Source organism: Streptomyces sp. NPDC057137 (assembly GCF_042670825.1).
Classification (GTDB): domain Bacteria; phylum Actinomycetota; class Actinomycetes; order Streptomycetales; family Streptomycetaceae; genus Streptomyces.
Genome location: NZ_JBHUUW010000010.1, coordinates 51200 through 66974, shown reverse-complemented (window position 1 = coordinate 66974; position 15775 = coordinate 51200). Strand labels below are relative to the sequence as shown.

11 protein-coding genes and 1 riboswitch are annotated in these 15775 nt (G+C 69.7%); of the genes, 7 read left to right on the top strand and 4 right to left on the bottom strand.

Translation table 11 applies throughout. The features are described 5' to 3' along the window. Positions 1-193: riboswitch (cyclic di-AMP (ydaO/yuaA leader) on the bottom strand. 652 nt (positions 194-845) lie between these two features. Continuing rightward, the gene (locus tag ACFT9I_RS11310) at positions 846-2762 is read right to left on the bottom strand and encodes a right-handed parallel beta-helix repeat-containing protein (protein ID WP_382563010.1); all 1917 of its coding nucleotides are present in this window, start codon (positions 2760-2762) and stop codon (positions 846-848) included. A 476-nt stretch (positions 2763-3238) separates the two neighbouring features. Between ACFT9I_RS11310 and ACFT9I_RS11305 the strand changes: the two genes are divergently transcribed. The 4 genes from ACFT9I_RS11305 to ACFT9I_RS11290 all read left to right on the top strand — a co-directional run bounded on the left by ACFT9I_RS11305 (position 3239) and on the right by ACFT9I_RS11290 (position 10316). Further along, positions 3239-5137 carry a galactose oxidase-like domain-containing protein gene (locus ACFT9I_RS11305; RefSeq protein ID WP_382563008.1) on the top strand — a complete coding sequence of 633 codons (1899 nt, stop codon included), beginning with the start codon at positions 3239-3241 and terminating at the stop codon, positions 5135-5137. Next, complete coding sequence (locus ACFT9I_RS11300; protein WP_382563006.1) at positions 5134-6996, top strand: Dyp-type peroxidase; 1863 nt, start codon at positions 5134-5136, stop codon at positions 6994-6996. The genes ACFT9I_RS11305 and ACFT9I_RS11300 overlap by 4 nt, the downstream gene beginning before the upstream one ends. Before the next feature lie 165 nt (positions 6997-7161). Further along, positions 7162-8820, top strand: coding sequence for an FAD-dependent oxidoreductase (locus tag ACFT9I_RS11295; RefSeq protein ID WP_382563004.1), 1659 nt, complete (start codon positions 7162-7164; stop codon positions 8818-8820). 2 nt (positions 8821-8822) lie between these two features. After that, a complete protein-coding gene (locus ACFT9I_RS11290) occupies positions 8823-10316 on the top strand; it encodes an ATP-binding protein (protein WP_382563229.1) in 1494 nt (497 codons plus the stop codon). A 37-nt stretch (positions 10317-10353) separates the two neighbouring features. Here ACFT9I_RS11290 and ACFT9I_RS11285 read toward each other — a convergent pair whose 3' ends face one another. Further along, positions 10354-10620 (bottom strand): UBP-type zinc finger domain-containing protein, encoded by a 267-nt coding sequence (locus ACFT9I_RS11285; protein WP_382563002.1) that lies wholly within the window; start codon positions 10618-10620, stop codon positions 10354-10356. Between the two features lie 91 nt (positions 10621-10711). Between ACFT9I_RS11285 and ACFT9I_RS11280 the strand changes: the two genes are divergently transcribed. The 3 genes from ACFT9I_RS11280 (at position 10712) to ACFT9I_RS11270 (ending at position 13973) form a co-directional block, all read left to right on the top strand. Then, on the top strand, positions 10712-12109 hold the full coding sequence (locus ACFT9I_RS11280) for a VWA domain-containing protein (protein ID WP_382563000.1): 1398 nt from the start codon (positions 10712-10714) through the stop codon (positions 12107-12109). A 135-nt stretch (positions 12110-12244) separates the two neighbouring features. Continuing rightward, on the top strand, positions 12245-13276 hold the full coding sequence (locus tag ACFT9I_RS11275) for an NAD(P)-dependent alcohol dehydrogenase (RefSeq protein ID WP_382562998.1): 1032 nt from the start codon (positions 12245-12247) through the stop codon (positions 13274-13276). Between the two features lie 109 nt (positions 13277-13385). Continuing rightward, the gene (locus ACFT9I_RS11270) at positions 13386-13973 is read left to right on the top strand and encodes a TetR family transcriptional regulator (RefSeq protein WP_382562997.1); all 588 of its coding nucleotides are present in this window, start codon (positions 13386-13388) and stop codon (positions 13971-13973) included. Here ACFT9I_RS11270 and ACFT9I_RS11265 read toward each other — a convergent pair. Continuing rightward, positions 13945-14586, bottom strand: coding sequence for a class I SAM-dependent methyltransferase (locus ACFT9I_RS11265; RefSeq protein WP_382562995.1), 642 nt, complete (start codon positions 14584-14586; stop codon positions 13945-13947). The two genes, ACFT9I_RS11270 and ACFT9I_RS11265, sit on opposite strands and share 29 nt — an antisense overlap. Further along, positions 14583-15743, bottom strand: coding sequence for a M20 family metallopeptidase (locus ACFT9I_RS11260; protein ID WP_382562993.1), 1161 nt, complete (start codon positions 15741-15743; stop codon positions 14583-14585). Before ACFT9I_RS11260 ends, ACFT9I_RS11265 begins: the two co-directional genes overlap by 4 nt. Positions 15744-15775 lie beyond the last annotated feature (32 nt).

Genomic DNA, 15775 nt, shown 5'->3' with positions numbered 1-15775 from the left:
AGGTCCTCTCCGTCGCCTGCGAGGTGAGCTGTCGGGTTCGGGCGGGAGATGCCCGGCCGCGCTGTGGGCGCGGCTTCACCCCAAGCCGGTCCGGTGTACCGGATCGGCGACTTACCTGGGTCCCCCGCTCCTGCCGTACGTGAATGGTTGGATGCGGTTTCCGGACAGCGGCAGGATTCGGCGTTCTGCCCGGAATGACGAGAACGTAAGCGAGAACGTCCGGGCTGAACAAGTCCTGAATTCACAGCGCCAGGTCATTCGCGGATCGGGCGGCGATCAATTCGAATTCCCACGCGGCGGTTCAGGTCTCAACTTTCCTTTCCAGCGCGGGAGGTGGGCGGGCGGGCGGAACACGCGGCCCGTCGACCCTGTGACACACATCACGGGCTTTCCATGCAACCACGCAATCACAACACCGCCCAGAAACGGACAAGTTAGGCGTGGAATACCCATAACGACCAGACCCGCAAAGCGGACAAATGATTCCTTTCCGCGACCGGGAGGCGAGTGGAGCCAAGTGGAGGTGAGCGGCCCGCGCCTGGGTGAATCCACCGTCGGCGGCATACCAACAGCCTTTGTTCACTCCTGAATTCGAAACCGGCCCTTCGCCATGCGAATGCGGCGGCGCCCTCCGGCGGAGGGTTCGGGGGGTGGGTCGGCCGACGTCGGCAGCGGATGCGCACCAAGGGGGTTCTCTTCGGCACATGGCGTCATGGCGCGACTACAGGGAGTCCGGTCAACGACTCGGCGCCTCCCGTCGCTCCCCTCACAGAGCGGCACGGAAGGCGCCGAGCGGGCTCACGCCCCGAGGATTTGTCTGGAAAGTACCCTTTTGTAGGCCGATTCTAGTTGGCGGCCTGCTTCGTGCCGGGGCCGCCGGTGATCACGAAGCTCGATCCCGGCTCGATGAGGACATCGCCCTCGGCCGAGTTCGAGATGGTCACGTTCGTGAGCGTCGCGTTGCCTCGGGCGCCGCCCATCGCCAGGATGCCGGAGCCGTTGTTGGACTTGTCGATCGTGACGTTGCTGATCTCGACGTCGGGTACGTTGCCGCCGCCGTTCTTGAACTGAATGCCGTCATAGGTGGAGTCGGAGATCTCGGTGTCCCTGATCTTGACTCCGGTGATGTCCCGGCTCGCCGGGAAGATGGTGATCGCGCCGAACTCCTGGTCCTCGTTCCAGAAGGCGCCACCCGTGCGGTGGAGCGCGTTTCCGGTGAGCAGGGTCTCGCCCGAGAAAGGCAGGGGGTCATGGTCGGTCGCCAGCATGATGCCGGGATAGTTGGCGGTGTCGGCGATCAGGTTGTTCTGTACCTTGTTGCCGTAACCGCCGTATATCGCGACGCCGTTCGCCCGCCAGGGCAGCTGAATGGTGTTGTTGGTGAACGAGTTGTCGTGCGCGATGTCCACCGCCGGGTCCTTGACGTACCGGTTGGCCCAGACGGCGAGCGAATCGTCACCCGTGGTGCGGAATGACGAATTGTCGACCAGCGAATTCCGCGTGCCGTTGGTGAAGTTGATGCCGTCGGCGTACGTGTTGCGAATCCGCATTCCGCTGAATTCGAGGCCGTCGGCGGGGCCCCAGAGCGCCTGGATGTTGTCGTAGTCGCGGCCGACCCAGACACCCACGTTGGCGTGCTCGATCCACACGTTGGAGATCTTGGTGTTCTGACCGAAGCGGCCGTTGAGGCCCACTCCGCCCTCGGCACCTCCGCCGCCGCGGATCCGGCCGGAGCCGAAGATCGCGATGTCGGAGATCTGGGTGTTGTCGTCGATGTCGAAGCCGAAGTTGCCCTCGTGCGGATGGTTGATCCCGCCCGCGTTCTGCGGCTCGGTCAGCGTGTAGAGCTGCGAGTGCCACATACCGGCGCCGCGGACCGAGACGTCACTGATCCCGATCTGGTTGTACTGCCCCTGGTTCTGCGGGTCGTCGGTCAGGATCTTCTGCTCCTGACGCCACTGGCCGGCCGGGATCCAGACGCAGTCGATGTCGCCGTTCTGGTCGGCGGTCACCGCGTCCTGGATGGCCTTGGTGTCGTCGTTCCCGTCGTCGGGGACGGCCCCGTACTCGGTGATCGAGGTGCACTCCGCCGGCTTGGCCGCCGGGGGCGCCACCTGCTCCAGGTCGACCAGGTCGACGATGTAGAACTGGGCGGTGTCGTCCGCGTCGCGCTGGAGCTTGAACTTGGTGCCCGCCGGATAGCTCTTCTCCAGCAGCGCGTGCGACTCGTCGAACAGTCTGCGGGCGTCCGTCTGGGGCGTGTTGGTCAGCGACTCGGGGTCGTCGGTGTTGCCGTACAGCCAGCTGTGCTTGGACGACAGATCCAGCTTCTGTACGAAGGTGCCGTCGGCGTAGAGGCTGATGGTGGCGTCGATGCCGCCGCCGCCAGGCGCGTCGGGTATGGAGTTGCGTACGACGATCGAGTTCGCCGCGTTGGTGGAGGTGAACTCCACGAACTCCCCGGAGTTGTCCAGCCGCACCGATTTACGGCCGGACGACTCGCTGGCGAAGTTGGTGTGACCGAAGGTGCGCTTCGCGTCCGCCTCCAGCAACGTGCCGTCGTAGTCGGCGGTTTCGGCCTCGTACTCGGTGTACGGGAGGGTGGCTCCGCGCTCGGCCGCGGCCGGTCGTGCCAACGTGTCGTCGGCCTTGGTGGGCGCGCCGGCCGCCGACGCGGAGGCGGCGGGCAGGAGTCCGACGACGAGCAGGCCGGTCATGGACATACCGGAGATCAGACGTCGCCTCAGGTGCTTCGACTTCATGGTGTCCTCTGTTTCCGTGGGGTCGACAGAGTGAGCAATGCCGGTCCGTGGTGGGGGTGGACGGCAGGACCACGATCAAACGGGACAGAACGACTGCCCCGATCTTGCAAGAGAACCGCAAATAATTGAGCTTCACCGTTCAGGTCCTGCGATCAGGCAGTCAGAGTTTTCAAGCATGTCACGGGTTTGTCAACAGCTCGCGTCAGACGCCGACTTGGCACGCCACGGCCGGGCCACGGCTGCGCCACGGCCGGGCCGCAGCCGGGCGGCGCATCGAGCCGCGCGCCGGGCGCGCACGCCGAGAGCGAACCTTATGACCTGCCAGTTACCTCCATAGAGGCAACATCGCTCGTTTTTCTGGACCTTTCCTCTCGAACACCGCCAGCATTGATTACTGCGAGTAGTCATTCGCTCCGGGTGCGGCATCGCCGTACCGCGTGCTCCAACCACCCCGGAAAGGACCTGGACCGAGCCGCATGAGAAATCCCCGCTCCCGCACGAGGCTGTCCAACACACTGGCGGCATGTGCTGTCGTCAGCGCCCTCGCCGCCTCAACTCTGGTGGGTGCCGCCCCCGTTGTCGCTCACAGCGGCGAGGGCCACCACGAGCACTCCACCAGGGCGGGCGCCGACCCCGCCAAGAAGACGGAGGCTCCCGAGGTCGATCCCGCCGAAGTGGCGATGCTCGGCCGTGAGCACGCCGAGGAGCACGCCACCACCCGGCAGGGCGCCGCTGACCTCGGCACCTATCCGCAGGCGACCCGCACCGCCCGGCTGAAGGCGCTGACCGAGAGCCAGGAGAAGACCAACAGGGAGTACAAGGCCTCGGACTTCGGCGCCTTCAAGGAGTACTTCGACTCACCGGACTTCGGCGTCCACGTCGCCCAGTTGCCGACCGGCAAGGTGCTCCTCTTCTCCTTCGAGCGGATCGAGACCGACCCCACCAAGGAGACGGCCCCCACCCAGGTCGTCGGGGCGGCCAACCGGGGCCGTGCCTTCCTCTGGGATCCCCAGAAGGGCACCGGAGCCAACGCCTTCAAGAAGGTCACCCCGCCCGCCGTCACGATGCCCGACAGCACGGGCGTCTCCCGCCCCGCGCCCATCTTCTGCGCGGGCCACGCCTTCCTGCCGAACGGGATGCTCGGTGTCTTCGGCGGCAATCTCGGCGGCAACGGCGGCTCCGGCGCCAAGCTGTCCTTCGTCTTCGACCCGTGGAGCGAGACCTGGGCGATGAACGAGGACATGTCCGTGGGCCGCTGGTATCCCAGCGTCGTCACCGGCCCCGACGGCCGGATGCTGATCATGTCCGGCCAGTCCGAGCTGGGTTGGGGCACGCCCACCCCGATCGTGGAGCGCTTCCCCGCGCTGCGGGACCCCGTTCCGTACCGCAAGACCGACATCCCCCGGTTCCAGCCTGTCGACCGCTTCGGCGCGGACGCCCCGTACAAGCTCGACTATCCGCATCTGTTCAGCCTGCGCGACGGGAAGATCTACGGCCTCGGCCGCAGCCACGACCAGCAGTGGCTGTTCGACCCGGTCAGAGAGACCCGGAGCGATCTGGCGCAGCGGCCGGGCGCGGTCGACCGTAGTTACGGCTCCGCCGTTCCGCTCCCCGGCGGCTTCCGCGGCCCGGACTCCGTCCTGGTCCTCGGCGGCGACCGTACGGACCCGAACACGTATCAGCTCGCCGCGGGCAAGTGGAAGACGAAGGAGGCGCGGGCCTTCGGCCGTACGCAGGACAACACCCTGCTGCTGCCCACCGGGAATCTGCTCACGGTCAATGGCTCCTACGACATCCGTGACTACGGCAACGGGCAGTACAACCCGAACGCGGACCTGAAGTACCGGCACACGGAGCTGCGGGACGAGAACGGCGACTGGCGACTCGGCCCCGTCCAGCGGCTGCCGCGCGGGTATCACTCGAACGCCGTGGTGCTGCCCGACGGGCGCGTCATGGTCACCGGCGACGAGGCGCAGCAGATCGCCAACGACCGGGACATCAAGGACGACATCGACGGCACCATCGAGATGTACGAGCCGCCGTATCTCCACAACGGCCCGCGTCCCGAGCTGGATTCCGCCCCGTCCGGGCCGCTCGCGTTCGACCAGCGGTTCACCGTCTCCAGCTCCACCGCCGACGAGGTCAAGCGGGCCGTGCTGCTCGCGCCCACGACCGCCACCCACTCGGTCAACACCAGCCAGCGCCATCTGGAGTTGCGGATCAAGCGGCAGGGCAACGGGGAGTTGGAGCTGCAGGCTCCGCCCACCGCCGAGGCCGCCCCGCCCGGCTGGTACATGCTCTTCCTCCTCAACGAGGAGGGTGTGCCGAGCATCGCCAAGTGGATCTCCCTGGAACCGGACGGGGCGCGGTCATGACCTACGCGACGGAGCGTCCGCAGACGTACGAGCCGCCCGCCGAGGCCGATCTGCCGCTGCGCAGGAGCCGGGAGATCCAGGGCGACATCATCGCCGGGGCCAAGAAGGACCATGTCCAGCTCCTCTTACTGAAGTTCGAGAACGACGTCCAGGCCAGGATGTGGCTGCGCCGGCTGCGGCCGCGGATCGCCACGACGCGGCAGGTCGCGGCGTTCAACGCGGAGTTCAGCAAGGCTCGTAAGCAGTCCGGCGGCGACGACCCCAAGGCGCTCAACGCCGTATGGCGGGTCGTCAGCTTCACCTACCCCGGGCTGAAGCTGCTGGCCGGGCGCGATCCCTTCCCGTCCGTCCCGCCGGGCAGCACCCAGGAGGCCTTCAAGCAGGGCCCCGCCGCACGCGCCGCGATGCTCGGCGACACCGGGCAGTGCGCGCCGGAGCACTGGCTGTTCGGCAACGGCACGGGCCAGCCCGTCCACGCGGTGCTCACCGTCGCCGCCGACCGTCCCCAGGACCTGCGCGTCGCGCTGACCGAGGAGCGGGAGGAGGCCGCCCGGCACAAGGTCGTGATCGTCTTCGAGCAGGACGGCGGGACCCTCGAAGGAAGCCGCCGGGGCAAGGAGCACTTCGGCTTCAAGGACGGCATCAGCGAGCCGGCCGTCAAGGGCTTCGACGCGCCCGACCCGAACAGGCCCGAGCACAAGAAGGGCAGCCCCGGCACCCGGATCATCCCGGCAGGCGAGATCGTCGTCGGCTACGAGCGGGACGACGGGAAGCAGACCGACCTCCCGGACTGGGCACGCAACGGTTCCTTCCAGGTCCTGCGGCGCCTCGCGCAGGACGTCCCCGGCTGGTGGGCCCAGGTCGGGGCGCGTCTGAAGGAGCTCAAGGTCCAGGAGGTGGTGCCTCCCGAGGCCACGACGGAGTGGCTGGCCGCCCGGCTGGTCGGCCGCTGGCGCTCGGGGACACCGGTGGCGAAGTGCCCGCACGCGGACAGCCCGAGCGACGCGGAGGCCTGGTCGGACAACGACATCAGCTACCGCGACGACCTGGAGGGCGAGATCACCCCGCTGTTCTCGCACCTGCGCAAGACCAGCCCGCGCGACGGCCTGCTGGTCAGACCGAGCGACACGCAGACCATCCCGGAGAAGGGCGGCCTCGACGGGCGGCGCATCATGCGGCGCGGTATCCCCTACGGCCAGCCGTTCGACCCCGCCGGCAGTGCGGGCAACGGCCCGGACGCACCGCGCGGTCTGGTCTTCGTCTGCTACCAGGCGGACCTGGTGAGGCAGTTCGAGTTCATCCAGAAGGACTGGATCGAGGAGCCGAACTTCCCGCAGCGCGACCCGGCACCCGGCCGGGACCCGCTGCTCGCCACCGCCACGGATGTCAGCTTCAAGGGCCGTCAGGTGCGCTTCGAGCAGTTCGTCAGGACGGAGGGCGCGGTGTACGCGTTCTCCCCCTCGCTGTCGACGATCGAGGCCCTCGCGGACGGGAAGCTGAACGGTGGCGGCGGCCCCGACGGTGACCTGATCATCGAGGCTCCGTACACCCTGCGCCCCGAGGACGGGTCCGTCGGCACGGCCAAGGCCCGGCTCGTGATGCGGCAGGACGGCAATCTGGTCGTCCTGAACGAGCGCGACCAGCAGGTCTGGGAGTCGGGCACCACGGGAAGCGGCGGACTCAGGGCGGTCTTCCAGGAGGACGGCGACGTCGTCATCCTCGACGCCGGCGACAGGCCGGTGTGGAAGTCCCGTACGACCGGGAATCCGCGCGCCAAGCTCATCATCCTCATGGACGGGAACGTGGTGATCCGCGCCGCCGACGGCACGGTGGTCTGGCAGACCAACACCGCGCACTGACCGTCACCGGGCCCCGGGCGTGTCCCGGGGCCCTCCCGACCGCGGTGGACGGCGGCCCCCCAACCGCCGTCCACCGCACCCGCCCGCCCGGCGCCGCTCTCCCCGCCACCACGCGCTTGTCCACAGGACCCCGCACCCCGCGCCGTCCGGGGCGATGATGGAGGTATGGCGAATCCGACAATCCTGACCGTCGACGACGACCCCGCCGTCTCCCGGGCCGTCGCCCGTGACATCCGGCGGCATTACGGCGAGAGCTACCGGGTCGTACGCGCCGTGTCGGGCGAGGAGGCCCTGGAGGCCCTGCGGGAGATCAAGCTGCGTGGGGACCAGCTCGCGATCATGCTCGCGGACTACCGGATGCCCCGTATGAACGGCCTGGAGTTCCTGGAGGCCGCGATGGATCTCTTCCCGCTCGCCCGCCGGGTGCTGCTGACCGCGTACGCGGACACCGACGCCGCGATCGACGCCATCAACGTCGTGGACCTCGACCACTATCTGCTCAAGCCGTGGAGCCCCCCGGAGCAGAACCTCTACCCGGTGATCGACTCGCTCCTGGAGCTGTGGCTGGAAACCCCGGATCCGGTCGCCACCGAGACCCGTGTGGTCGGCCACCGGTGGTCGGCGCCGTCCTTCGCCGTACGGGACTTCCTCGCCCGCAACCTGGTGCCGTTCCGGTGGCTGCTCTCCGACGAACCGGAGGGCACCCGGCTGCTGACCGCCGCCGGACTCACCCAGGCGGACGTGCCGATGGTCGTCACTTCCGACGGCAAGACGCTGGTGTCCCCCTCCGAGCGGGAACTGGCCGCGCACGTCGGGCTGAGCACCGTACCGGCCGCCGACTTCTACGACCTGATCGTCGTCGGCGGCGGCCCCGCCGGACTCGGCGCTGCCGTCTACGGCGCGTCCGAAGGGCTCCGTACGCTGCTGGTGGAGCAGCAGGCCACCGGCGGGCAGGCCGGCCAGAGCAGCAGGATCGAGAACTATCTGGGCTTCCCCGACGGTGTCTCGGGCCGGCAGCTGACGGAGCGGGCCCGCCGCCAGGCGCTCAAGTTCGGGGCGGAGATCCTCAGCACCCAGCGGGCGGTGGCCCTGGACGCGGCGGGCTCCGGCCGGGTGCTGCGCCTGGGCGAGGCGAACTCCGTCACCGCTCACACCGTGGTCCTCGCCACCGGGGTCGACTACCGGCGCCTCGGCGCCGTCGGCGTGGAGGAACTGACCGGCACGGGTGTCTTCTACGGATCGACCGTCACCGAAGCGGTCAACTGCTCCGACCAGGACGTGTACATCGTCGGCGGCGCCAACTCCGCGGGGCAGGCGGCCGTGTACTTCTCCCGCTACGCCCGCCGCGTCCACGTACTGATCCGCCAGGGCGATCTGTCGCGTTCCATGTCGAGCTATCTGATCGACCAGCTCGACGGCATCCCCGGCATCGAGATCCATCCGTGGACCGAGGTGACGTGCGCGGAGGGCGACGGGCATCTGCAGAGCCTGACCCTGCGCGACAGCCGGTCCGGGGAGAGCAGAGACGTGTCGACGTCGTGGCTGTTCGTCTTCATCGGCGCCGAGCCGCACACGGACTGGCTGGACGGGGCCGTCACCCGCGACGACCGCGGATTCGTCCTGACCGGGACGGACCTGATGACGAGCGGGCAGCGCCCGGCGGGCTGGCGGCTGCCACGCGATCCTTACCACCTGGAGACGAGCGTCCCGGGCGTCTTCGCCGCCGGTGACGTGCGCGCGGCCTCGGTCAAGCGCGTCGCGTCGGCCGTCGGCGAGGGCGCCATGGCCGTTTCCCTGGTGCACCGCTATCTGGAGGCACAGTGACCATCCCCGCGGAGGACCGGCTCACACCGGACGAGCTGCGCACACTCTTCCTGTTCGAGGCGCTCAGCCCCGAACAGCTCGACTGGCTGGCCGAGCGCGGCCGGGTCGAGCGACGGGAGGCCGGTGAGGTCGTCTACAAGGAGGGCGAGCCGGCCACCTGCTTCTTCATCCTGCTCAGCGGCGCCCTCTCGCTCAACCGGGTCCTGCACGGCGACGACGTCGAGGTCAACAGGACCGACCAGCGGGGCGTGTACAGCGGCGCCACGCGCGCGTATCTGGGCGACCGGGTCGAGCAGCTGTATCCGCACACGCTGCGCGCGGTCAGTGACGCGGAGTTCTACGTGCTGCCGGCCGACGAGTTCGCGTACGCGGTACGCACCTGGTTCCCGATGGCGCTGCATCTGCTGGAGGGCCTGTTCTTCGGTACGCGGGCGGCCAACGCGATCGTCAACGAACGGGAGCGGCTGCTGGCCCTGGCGTCGCTGTCCGCCGGTCTCACCCACGAGCTGAACAATCCGGCCGCGGCCGCTCTGCGGGCGACGGCGGGGCTGCGTGAGCGGGTCACGGGCATGCGGCACAAGCTGGCCATGATCGCCGACGGCCGGCTCGGCGGGGCGGATCTGCACCGTCTGGTGGGGCTCCAGGACGACGCCGTCAAGCACGCGGCCGCGGGTGCCGGCGACATGACCGCGATGGAGGCCGCCGACGCCGAGGACACGGTCAGCGACTGGCTGGACGAGCAGGGCGTCACCGGGGCGTGGGACCTGGCGCCGTCGCTGGTGGCCGGGGGCATCGGGGTGCCGTGGCTGGCCGGGGCGGCCCGGACGATCGGCCCGGAGCACTTCGACGCGGCGGTGCGCTGGATCACGTACAACATCGACACCGAGCTGATGATGGGCGAGATCGACGACTCCGTGGAGCGGATCTCGGAGCTGGTCGGGGCGGCCAGGCAGTACTCGCAGCTCGACCGCACGCCGCTGCAGATCGTCGACGTGCACGAGTTGCTCGACGCCACGCTGACCATGCTCCAGGCCAAGATCCCGCAGAACGTGCGGGTGGTCAGGGAGTACGACCGGGAGCTGCCGTCGATCCCGGCGTACGGCGCGGAGCTGAACCAGGTGTGGACGAATCTGATCGTCAACGCCTTGGACGCGATGCCCGACGGTGGCACGCTCACGGTGCGCAGCTGGCGTGAGGACGCGCGGCTGATGGTCGAGATCGCGGACACGGGGGTGGGTATCGCGAAGGATGTCCGGCCACGGATCTTCGAGCCGTTCTTCACCACCAAGCAGGTCGGTGAGGGCACGGGGCTGGGCCTGGACATCTCGTACCGCATCGTGGTCAACAAGCACCACGGTGACCTCAGGGTCACGTCGAAGCCCGGTGACACCCGCTTCCAGGTGTGTCTGCCGATCGAGGAGGAGGCGGCCGGCTCGGAGCCGGCGGGCGACGCCGAGGCTCAGGCCGCGGCCGACAACAAGGCCGAGACCGAGTAGAAGACCGAGTCCGAGCAGAGGACCGAGTCCGAGCAGGTCAGCCCAGCAGTTGGTGGGTGAAGCACCAGCGCCAGTCCTCGCCCGGCTCCAGGGAGCGCATGACGGGGTGACCGGTCTGTGCGAAGTGCTCGGACGCGTGGCGCAGGGGTGAGCTGTCGCAGCATCCGACGTGGCCGCAGGTGAGACAGAGGCGCAGATGCACCCAGTCCCGACGGTCGAGGGCGACGCAGTCGACGCATTCGTCGGTGGGCGAAAGGGGCGCCACGTCAGTAGTCGCGTTGGCGAGATCTGTACATGTACCCATGTCGCCACGGTACTGCGGCGGGGCGCGGGCGGCGCGGTGGAGTCTGCGAAGTCCGCAGACTTCGGGTCCGTCGGCGGGCACACTGGCTGCCGTGACGACACTCAGCAAAGGCGCCAATATCCCGATAACGGTCCCCGCTGTGCGGGCCGTCCTCAGCTGGTCGGCAGGGCCCGGTGTCCCGGACGTGGACGCCTCCGCGCTGCTGCTGACGGACACCGGACAGGTGCGCTCCGACGGCGACTTCGTCTTCTACAACCAGCCGCGCCACGCCTCGGACGCCGTACGCCATCTCGGCAAGCGGCCCGGCGCCGACTCGGTGGAGGTGGACCTGGCCGCGCTGGAGCCCGGCATCGAGCGTGTGGCGCTGTGCGCGTCCGCCGACGGCGGGACGTTCGGGCAGGTGCCGGGCCTGCGGCTCCTGCTGCTGGACGTGGCGTCCGGTGCGGAGCTGGCCCGTTTCGACATGGCGGCCGGTACGGAGACCGCGTATGTGAGCGGCGAGCTGTACCGGCGGGCCGGCGGGTGGAAGTTCCGGGCGGTCGGGCAGGGGTACGCGAGCGGGCTGGCCGGGCTGGCGACGGACTTCGGCATCACGGTGGACGCGGAGCCGGAGCCGCAGCCGCCCACTGTGGCACCGCCGGTTCCGGCACGGGCACCGGCACCGGTCCGGCCGCCGCAGGCGCCGGCCGCGCCTCCGTCCCGTGGCCCCTCCCCCGGTCCCCGGCTCACCAAGGGTGAGGAGCGGCTTCCCGTCGACATGCGCAAGCGCCTCTCGCTGCGCAAGGAGCAGGTCGCGGTCAGCCTGGACAAGCACGGTGTCACCGGTGTCGTCGCGCGCGTCATCCTCGTCCTCGACGCCTCGGGCTCGATGACCGCCCTGTACTCGCGTGGCGTGGTGAAGAACGTCGCCGAGCGGATGGCGGCCGTGGCGGCGCAGCTGGACGACGACGGCGAGATGCAGGCGTGGACGTTCGCCACGAACCCGGCCCGGCTGCCCGACCTGACGATCGGCGAGCTGCCCGAGTGGCTGAGGCTGCATGTGCGGGTGGGGCAGATGAGTCTCTTCGGCCGGAAGAAGCCGCCGAAGGGCCAGGTCCCGGGGCAGGTCGACATGCGTGCGGTCGGTTTCCAGAACGAGGAGCAGAAGGTCATCGCGGAGGTGCGGGCGTACGTACGTGAGAATCCCGTGCCCGCGCCGACCCTGGTCCTGTTCTTCTCCGACGGTGGTGTGTACCGCGACCGCGAGATCGAGGCGGAGCTGCGGGCGGCCGTCGAGGAGCCGGTGTTCTGGCAGTTCGTCGGGCTCGGCCGGGCCAACTACGGCGTGCTGCAGCGCTTCGACACCATGGCGGGGCGGCGCGTCGACAACGTCGGCTTCTTCGCCGTCGACGACATCGAGAGCGTCTCGGATCCGGAGCTGTACGACCGGCTGCTGTCGGAGTTCCCGTCGTGGCTGCGGGAGGCACGGCAGGCGGGGATTCTGCGCTGAGCCTGGGCGTCGGCGTCGGCGTCCACGGCAATAAACAAACTAGTTTGTTTGACTATCGAGGGCTCGCGTAGGTACGTTTCATTGAGCGACAACAAACTAGTTAGTTGCTTATGTCTGTGAAGGGAAACCACCCCCATGAGGAACGCCACCGGATGGGCCGCGCAGCAGCAGGGCGGGCCGCTGGAGCCCTGGGACTTCACCCGCCGTGATCTGCGCGGAGACGACGTGGCCGTACGGGTGAAGTACTGCGGCGTCTGCTCCAGCGACATCAGCGCGATCAACCACGGCGGCGAGTTTCCGCTCGTGCCGGGCCACGAGCTGGTCGGCGAGATCACCGCGGTCGGCGACGCCGTCACCCGGTTCACCGTCGGCGACAAGGTCGCGGTGGGCAACATCATCGACTCCTGCGGCAACTGCCCGCCGTGCCTGGCCGGCCGCGAGAACTGGTGCCTGCGGTTCCCGACGCTGACGTACGGCAACACCGACCCGAAGGACGGCCTGACGACACGCGGCGGCTACTCCTCGGAGTACGTACTGCCGGAGAAGTTCACCTACCACCTGCCCGAAGGGCTCGACCCGGCCGGTGTCGCGCCGTTGATGTGCGCGGGCATCACCACGTACGTACCGCTGAAGCGGTGGGGCGCGGCGCCCGGCCGGACGGTCGGCATCGTCGGGATGGGCGGGCTCGGCCATCTCGCGCTGAAGATCGCGCACCAGCTGGGCGCCGAGGTCGTCCAGTTCACCCGGACGCCTGACAAGGCGGACGAGGCGCGCGCGCTCGGCGCCGACGACGTGGTGCTGTCCACGGACGAGAAGCAGATGGCCGACCAGAAGGGCCGTTTCGACCTGATCCTCGACACGGTCGGTGCGGCGCACTCGCTGGAGCCGTACATGTCCGCGCTCGCGATGGACGGCACGCTGTGCGTGGTGGGCATCCCGCCGGGGGACCTCACGGTCAGTCCGATCAGCCTCATCCAGGGTGCGAAGACCCTGGCGGGCGCGGGGAGCGGCGGGACCGTCGAGACGCGGGAGATGCTCGACTTCTGCGCCGAGCACGGCATCGTCGCCGATGTGGAGATCATGCGCCCGGACCAGGTCAACGAGGCGCTCGACCGGCTCGCGCGCAACGACGTCCGGTACCGCTTCGTCCTCGACATGACCAAGTGAACGGCCAGGGGAACGGGCAAGGGAACGGGCAAGGGCAAGGGGACAGCCCGGTGGACGTCCCCGGGAACGGCCGAATGAGCCGACTGACCAGTTGGCTTAGCCTGGGGCCATGAAGACGGGACAGATCACCAGCGCGGGACAGGCGTCCCGCCGCCGGCTGCTCGACGCGGCGACGGCGGAGTTCGCCGCGTACGGCATCGCGGGCGCCCGCGTCGACCGGATCTCCGCCGCCGCCCAGGTCAACAAGGCGCAGCTGTACGCGTACTTCGGCAACAAGGACAAGTTGTTCGACGCCGTCTTCGCGGAGCATCTGGACCTGATCGTCGGTACGGTCCCGGTCACGGGCGACGATCTGCCCGGCTACGCGGTCCGGCTCTACGACGCGTATCTCGTCCATCCGGAGCTGGTCCGCCTCGCCACGTGGGCCCGGCTGGAACGCACGCCGACCGGGGATCTGTTCCACTTCATGCCGGGGCACGACGACGAGAAGCTGCGGTCGATCACCGACGCGCAGACGGCGGGTGCCGTCGATCCGTCGATCCCGGCGGGGGACGTGCTCGCCATGGTCACCGCCATGTCGATGACCTGGTCACCGGCCAGCGTCATGTACACCGCGAGCAAGGACGAGCCGGAGTCCGACCACGCACGCCGCCGCGCGGCGCTCGCCCTCACCGTGCGGCGCGCCTTCGCGCCGTGAGCAGCGGCTGGAAGAAGCCGCTGTCCTCGTACCAGTCCCAGAGCTGGAAGGTGACGGTGCGTCCGCTGCCCGAGCCGTGGAGCTGCGGGGCGGTCGAGGCGGGGCGCGATGGGCGGATCCGGTCGTAGGGGCGGGTGCTGATCAGCAGCAGTCCGTCGCTCCGGAGCACGCGGCGCATCTCGCCCAGCGCGGTCAACAGGTCCTCGTCGGTGAGGAGATGGGGCAGGGAGTTGTCGGCGCACACGACGACGTCGAAGGTACCGTCCCCGAACGGGAGCGCCCGCATGTCGGCCGCCCCCACCGGTATCTCCAGCCCTCGCCGGGCCGCCTCCCGCCCCGCGCGAGCGGCGGCGGCCGGGCTGATGTCGGTGCCGGTGACCCGGTGGCCGCGCAGCGCGAGGCCGACGGCCTGCGTACCGATGCCGCACGCGCAGTCCAGCACCGTGGCGGGCGCCGTGCCGATGGCCGGGCGGATCACCGCGTCCAGGGCGCGGCCCTGGCGCTCCGTCGCGGCGTCCCAGTCGTCGTAGATGAGGTGGTGGTCGGCGGCGAGCCGGTCGTAGAACCGTGCCACGGAGGCGTCGTCGCCGGCGTCGTACCGCCCGGAGGTCACCGCTCATCCCCGTGACGCGGCGCGACGTGGGTCGGGGCGGCGGTGGCGTCGTCGAGTACGGCTTCGACGAGGGCCGCCAACAGCGCCGTACGTTGCGGGAGTTCGGCCACCACGACGTGCTCGTCGTCCGCGTGCGCCCCGCCACCCACCGCGCCCAGGCCGTCGAGCGTGGGGACCCCGACGCCCGCCGTGAAGTTCCCGTCCGACGCGCCGCCGACGGCGGCGGCCGTGAGCGGGCCGAGGCCGAGACCGGTGGCGAGCGACGTGGCCAGGGCGAACAGCCCCGACGACGCCTCCGCCTGGAGAGGCGGGCGGTTGATGCCGCCCGCGATGCTGATCCGCGCGTCGGCCAGTACCGGCCGGAGTTCGCGTACGGCCCGGTCGACCCGTCGCTGTTCCGCCGCGTCCCACACCCGTACGTCGAGCGCCACGCTCGCGCGGGCGGGAACGGTGTTGGTCGTCGTACCGGCGGACAGCGCGGTCGGCACGACGCTCGTGCCGCGTTCCGGGTCGGCGAGCGCGGCCACGGCGAGGATCTGATGGGCGATCTCCACCCCGGCGTTCACGCCCTTCTCCGGTTCGAGCCCGGCGTGCGCGGCCCGTCCCTCGACGTCGATCCGGTACAGGGACACGCCCTTGCGGCGGCACTTCAGCGCTCCGCCGTCGGCCGACGCCTCCAGCACGAACACCGCCTCGCAGCCGCGCGCCTCCGTCTCGATCAGGCTCCGTGACGACGGCGAGCCCAACTCCTCGTCGCCGGTGATCAGGATCGACAGCCCCGCCCGGCCACGGACCGACGCGGCGGCGTGCAGCGCCATCACGACGCCCGCCTTCATGTCGAAGCAGCCCGGCCCGCGCAGCACGCCGTCGCGGACGGAGTACGGGTGCGTCTCCAGCGTGCCCATGGGCCACACCGTGTCGTGGTGCCCGAGCAGCAGGACGCGCGGTGTCCCGCCGAACCGCCACCGCAGATGCGTACTGCCGTCGATCACGACACGGTCCGGTTCGGCCCCGAGCAGCCGGCGTCCGAGCGCCGTCACGGCGTCCGCGCTGCGGGCGACGGCCTCGTGGTCGGACGACGGCGACTCGCAGCGTACGAGGGTCTCGATGTCGGCGAGGAGGTCCCGTACGGTCGCGTCGGCGCGCGTGGCCGTCATCGCGACTCCCCCTCGGCGAGCACCGGTTCACC

Excerpts from the sequence above, each read along its gene's own strand:
- ACFT9I_RS11310 (WP_382563010.1), bottom strand. The coding sequence starts at position 2,762 with ATGAAGTCGAAGCACCTGAGGCGACGTCTGATCTCCGGTATGTCCATG.
- ACFT9I_RS11285 (WP_382563002.1), bottom strand. The coding sequence starts at position 10,620 with ATGGGTACATGTACAGATCTCGCCAACGCGACTACTGACGTGGCGCCC.
- ACFT9I_RS11260 (WP_382562993.1), bottom strand. The coding sequence starts at position 15,743 with ATGACGGCCACGCGCGCCGACGCGACCGTACGGGACCTCCTCGCCGAC.
- ACFT9I_RS11300 (WP_382563006.1), top strand. The coding sequence starts at position 5,134 with ATGACCTACGCGACGGAGCGTCCGCAGACGTACGAGCCGCCCGCCGAG.
- ACFT9I_RS11270 (WP_382562997.1), top strand. The coding sequence starts at position 13,386 with ATGAAGACGGGACAGATCACCAGCGCGGGACAGGCGTCCCGCCGCCGG.
- ACFT9I_RS11305 (WP_382563008.1), top strand. The coding sequence starts at position 3,239 with ATGAGAAATCCCCGCTCCCGCACGAGGCTGTCCAACACACTGGCGGCA.
- ACFT9I_RS11275 (WP_382562998.1), top strand. The coding sequence starts at position 12,245 with ATGAGGAACGCCACCGGATGGGCCGCGCAGCAGCAGGGCGGGCCGCTG.
- ACFT9I_RS11295 (WP_382563004.1), top strand. The coding sequence starts at position 7,162 with ATGGCGAATCCGACAATCCTGACCGTCGACGACGACCCCGCCGTCTCC.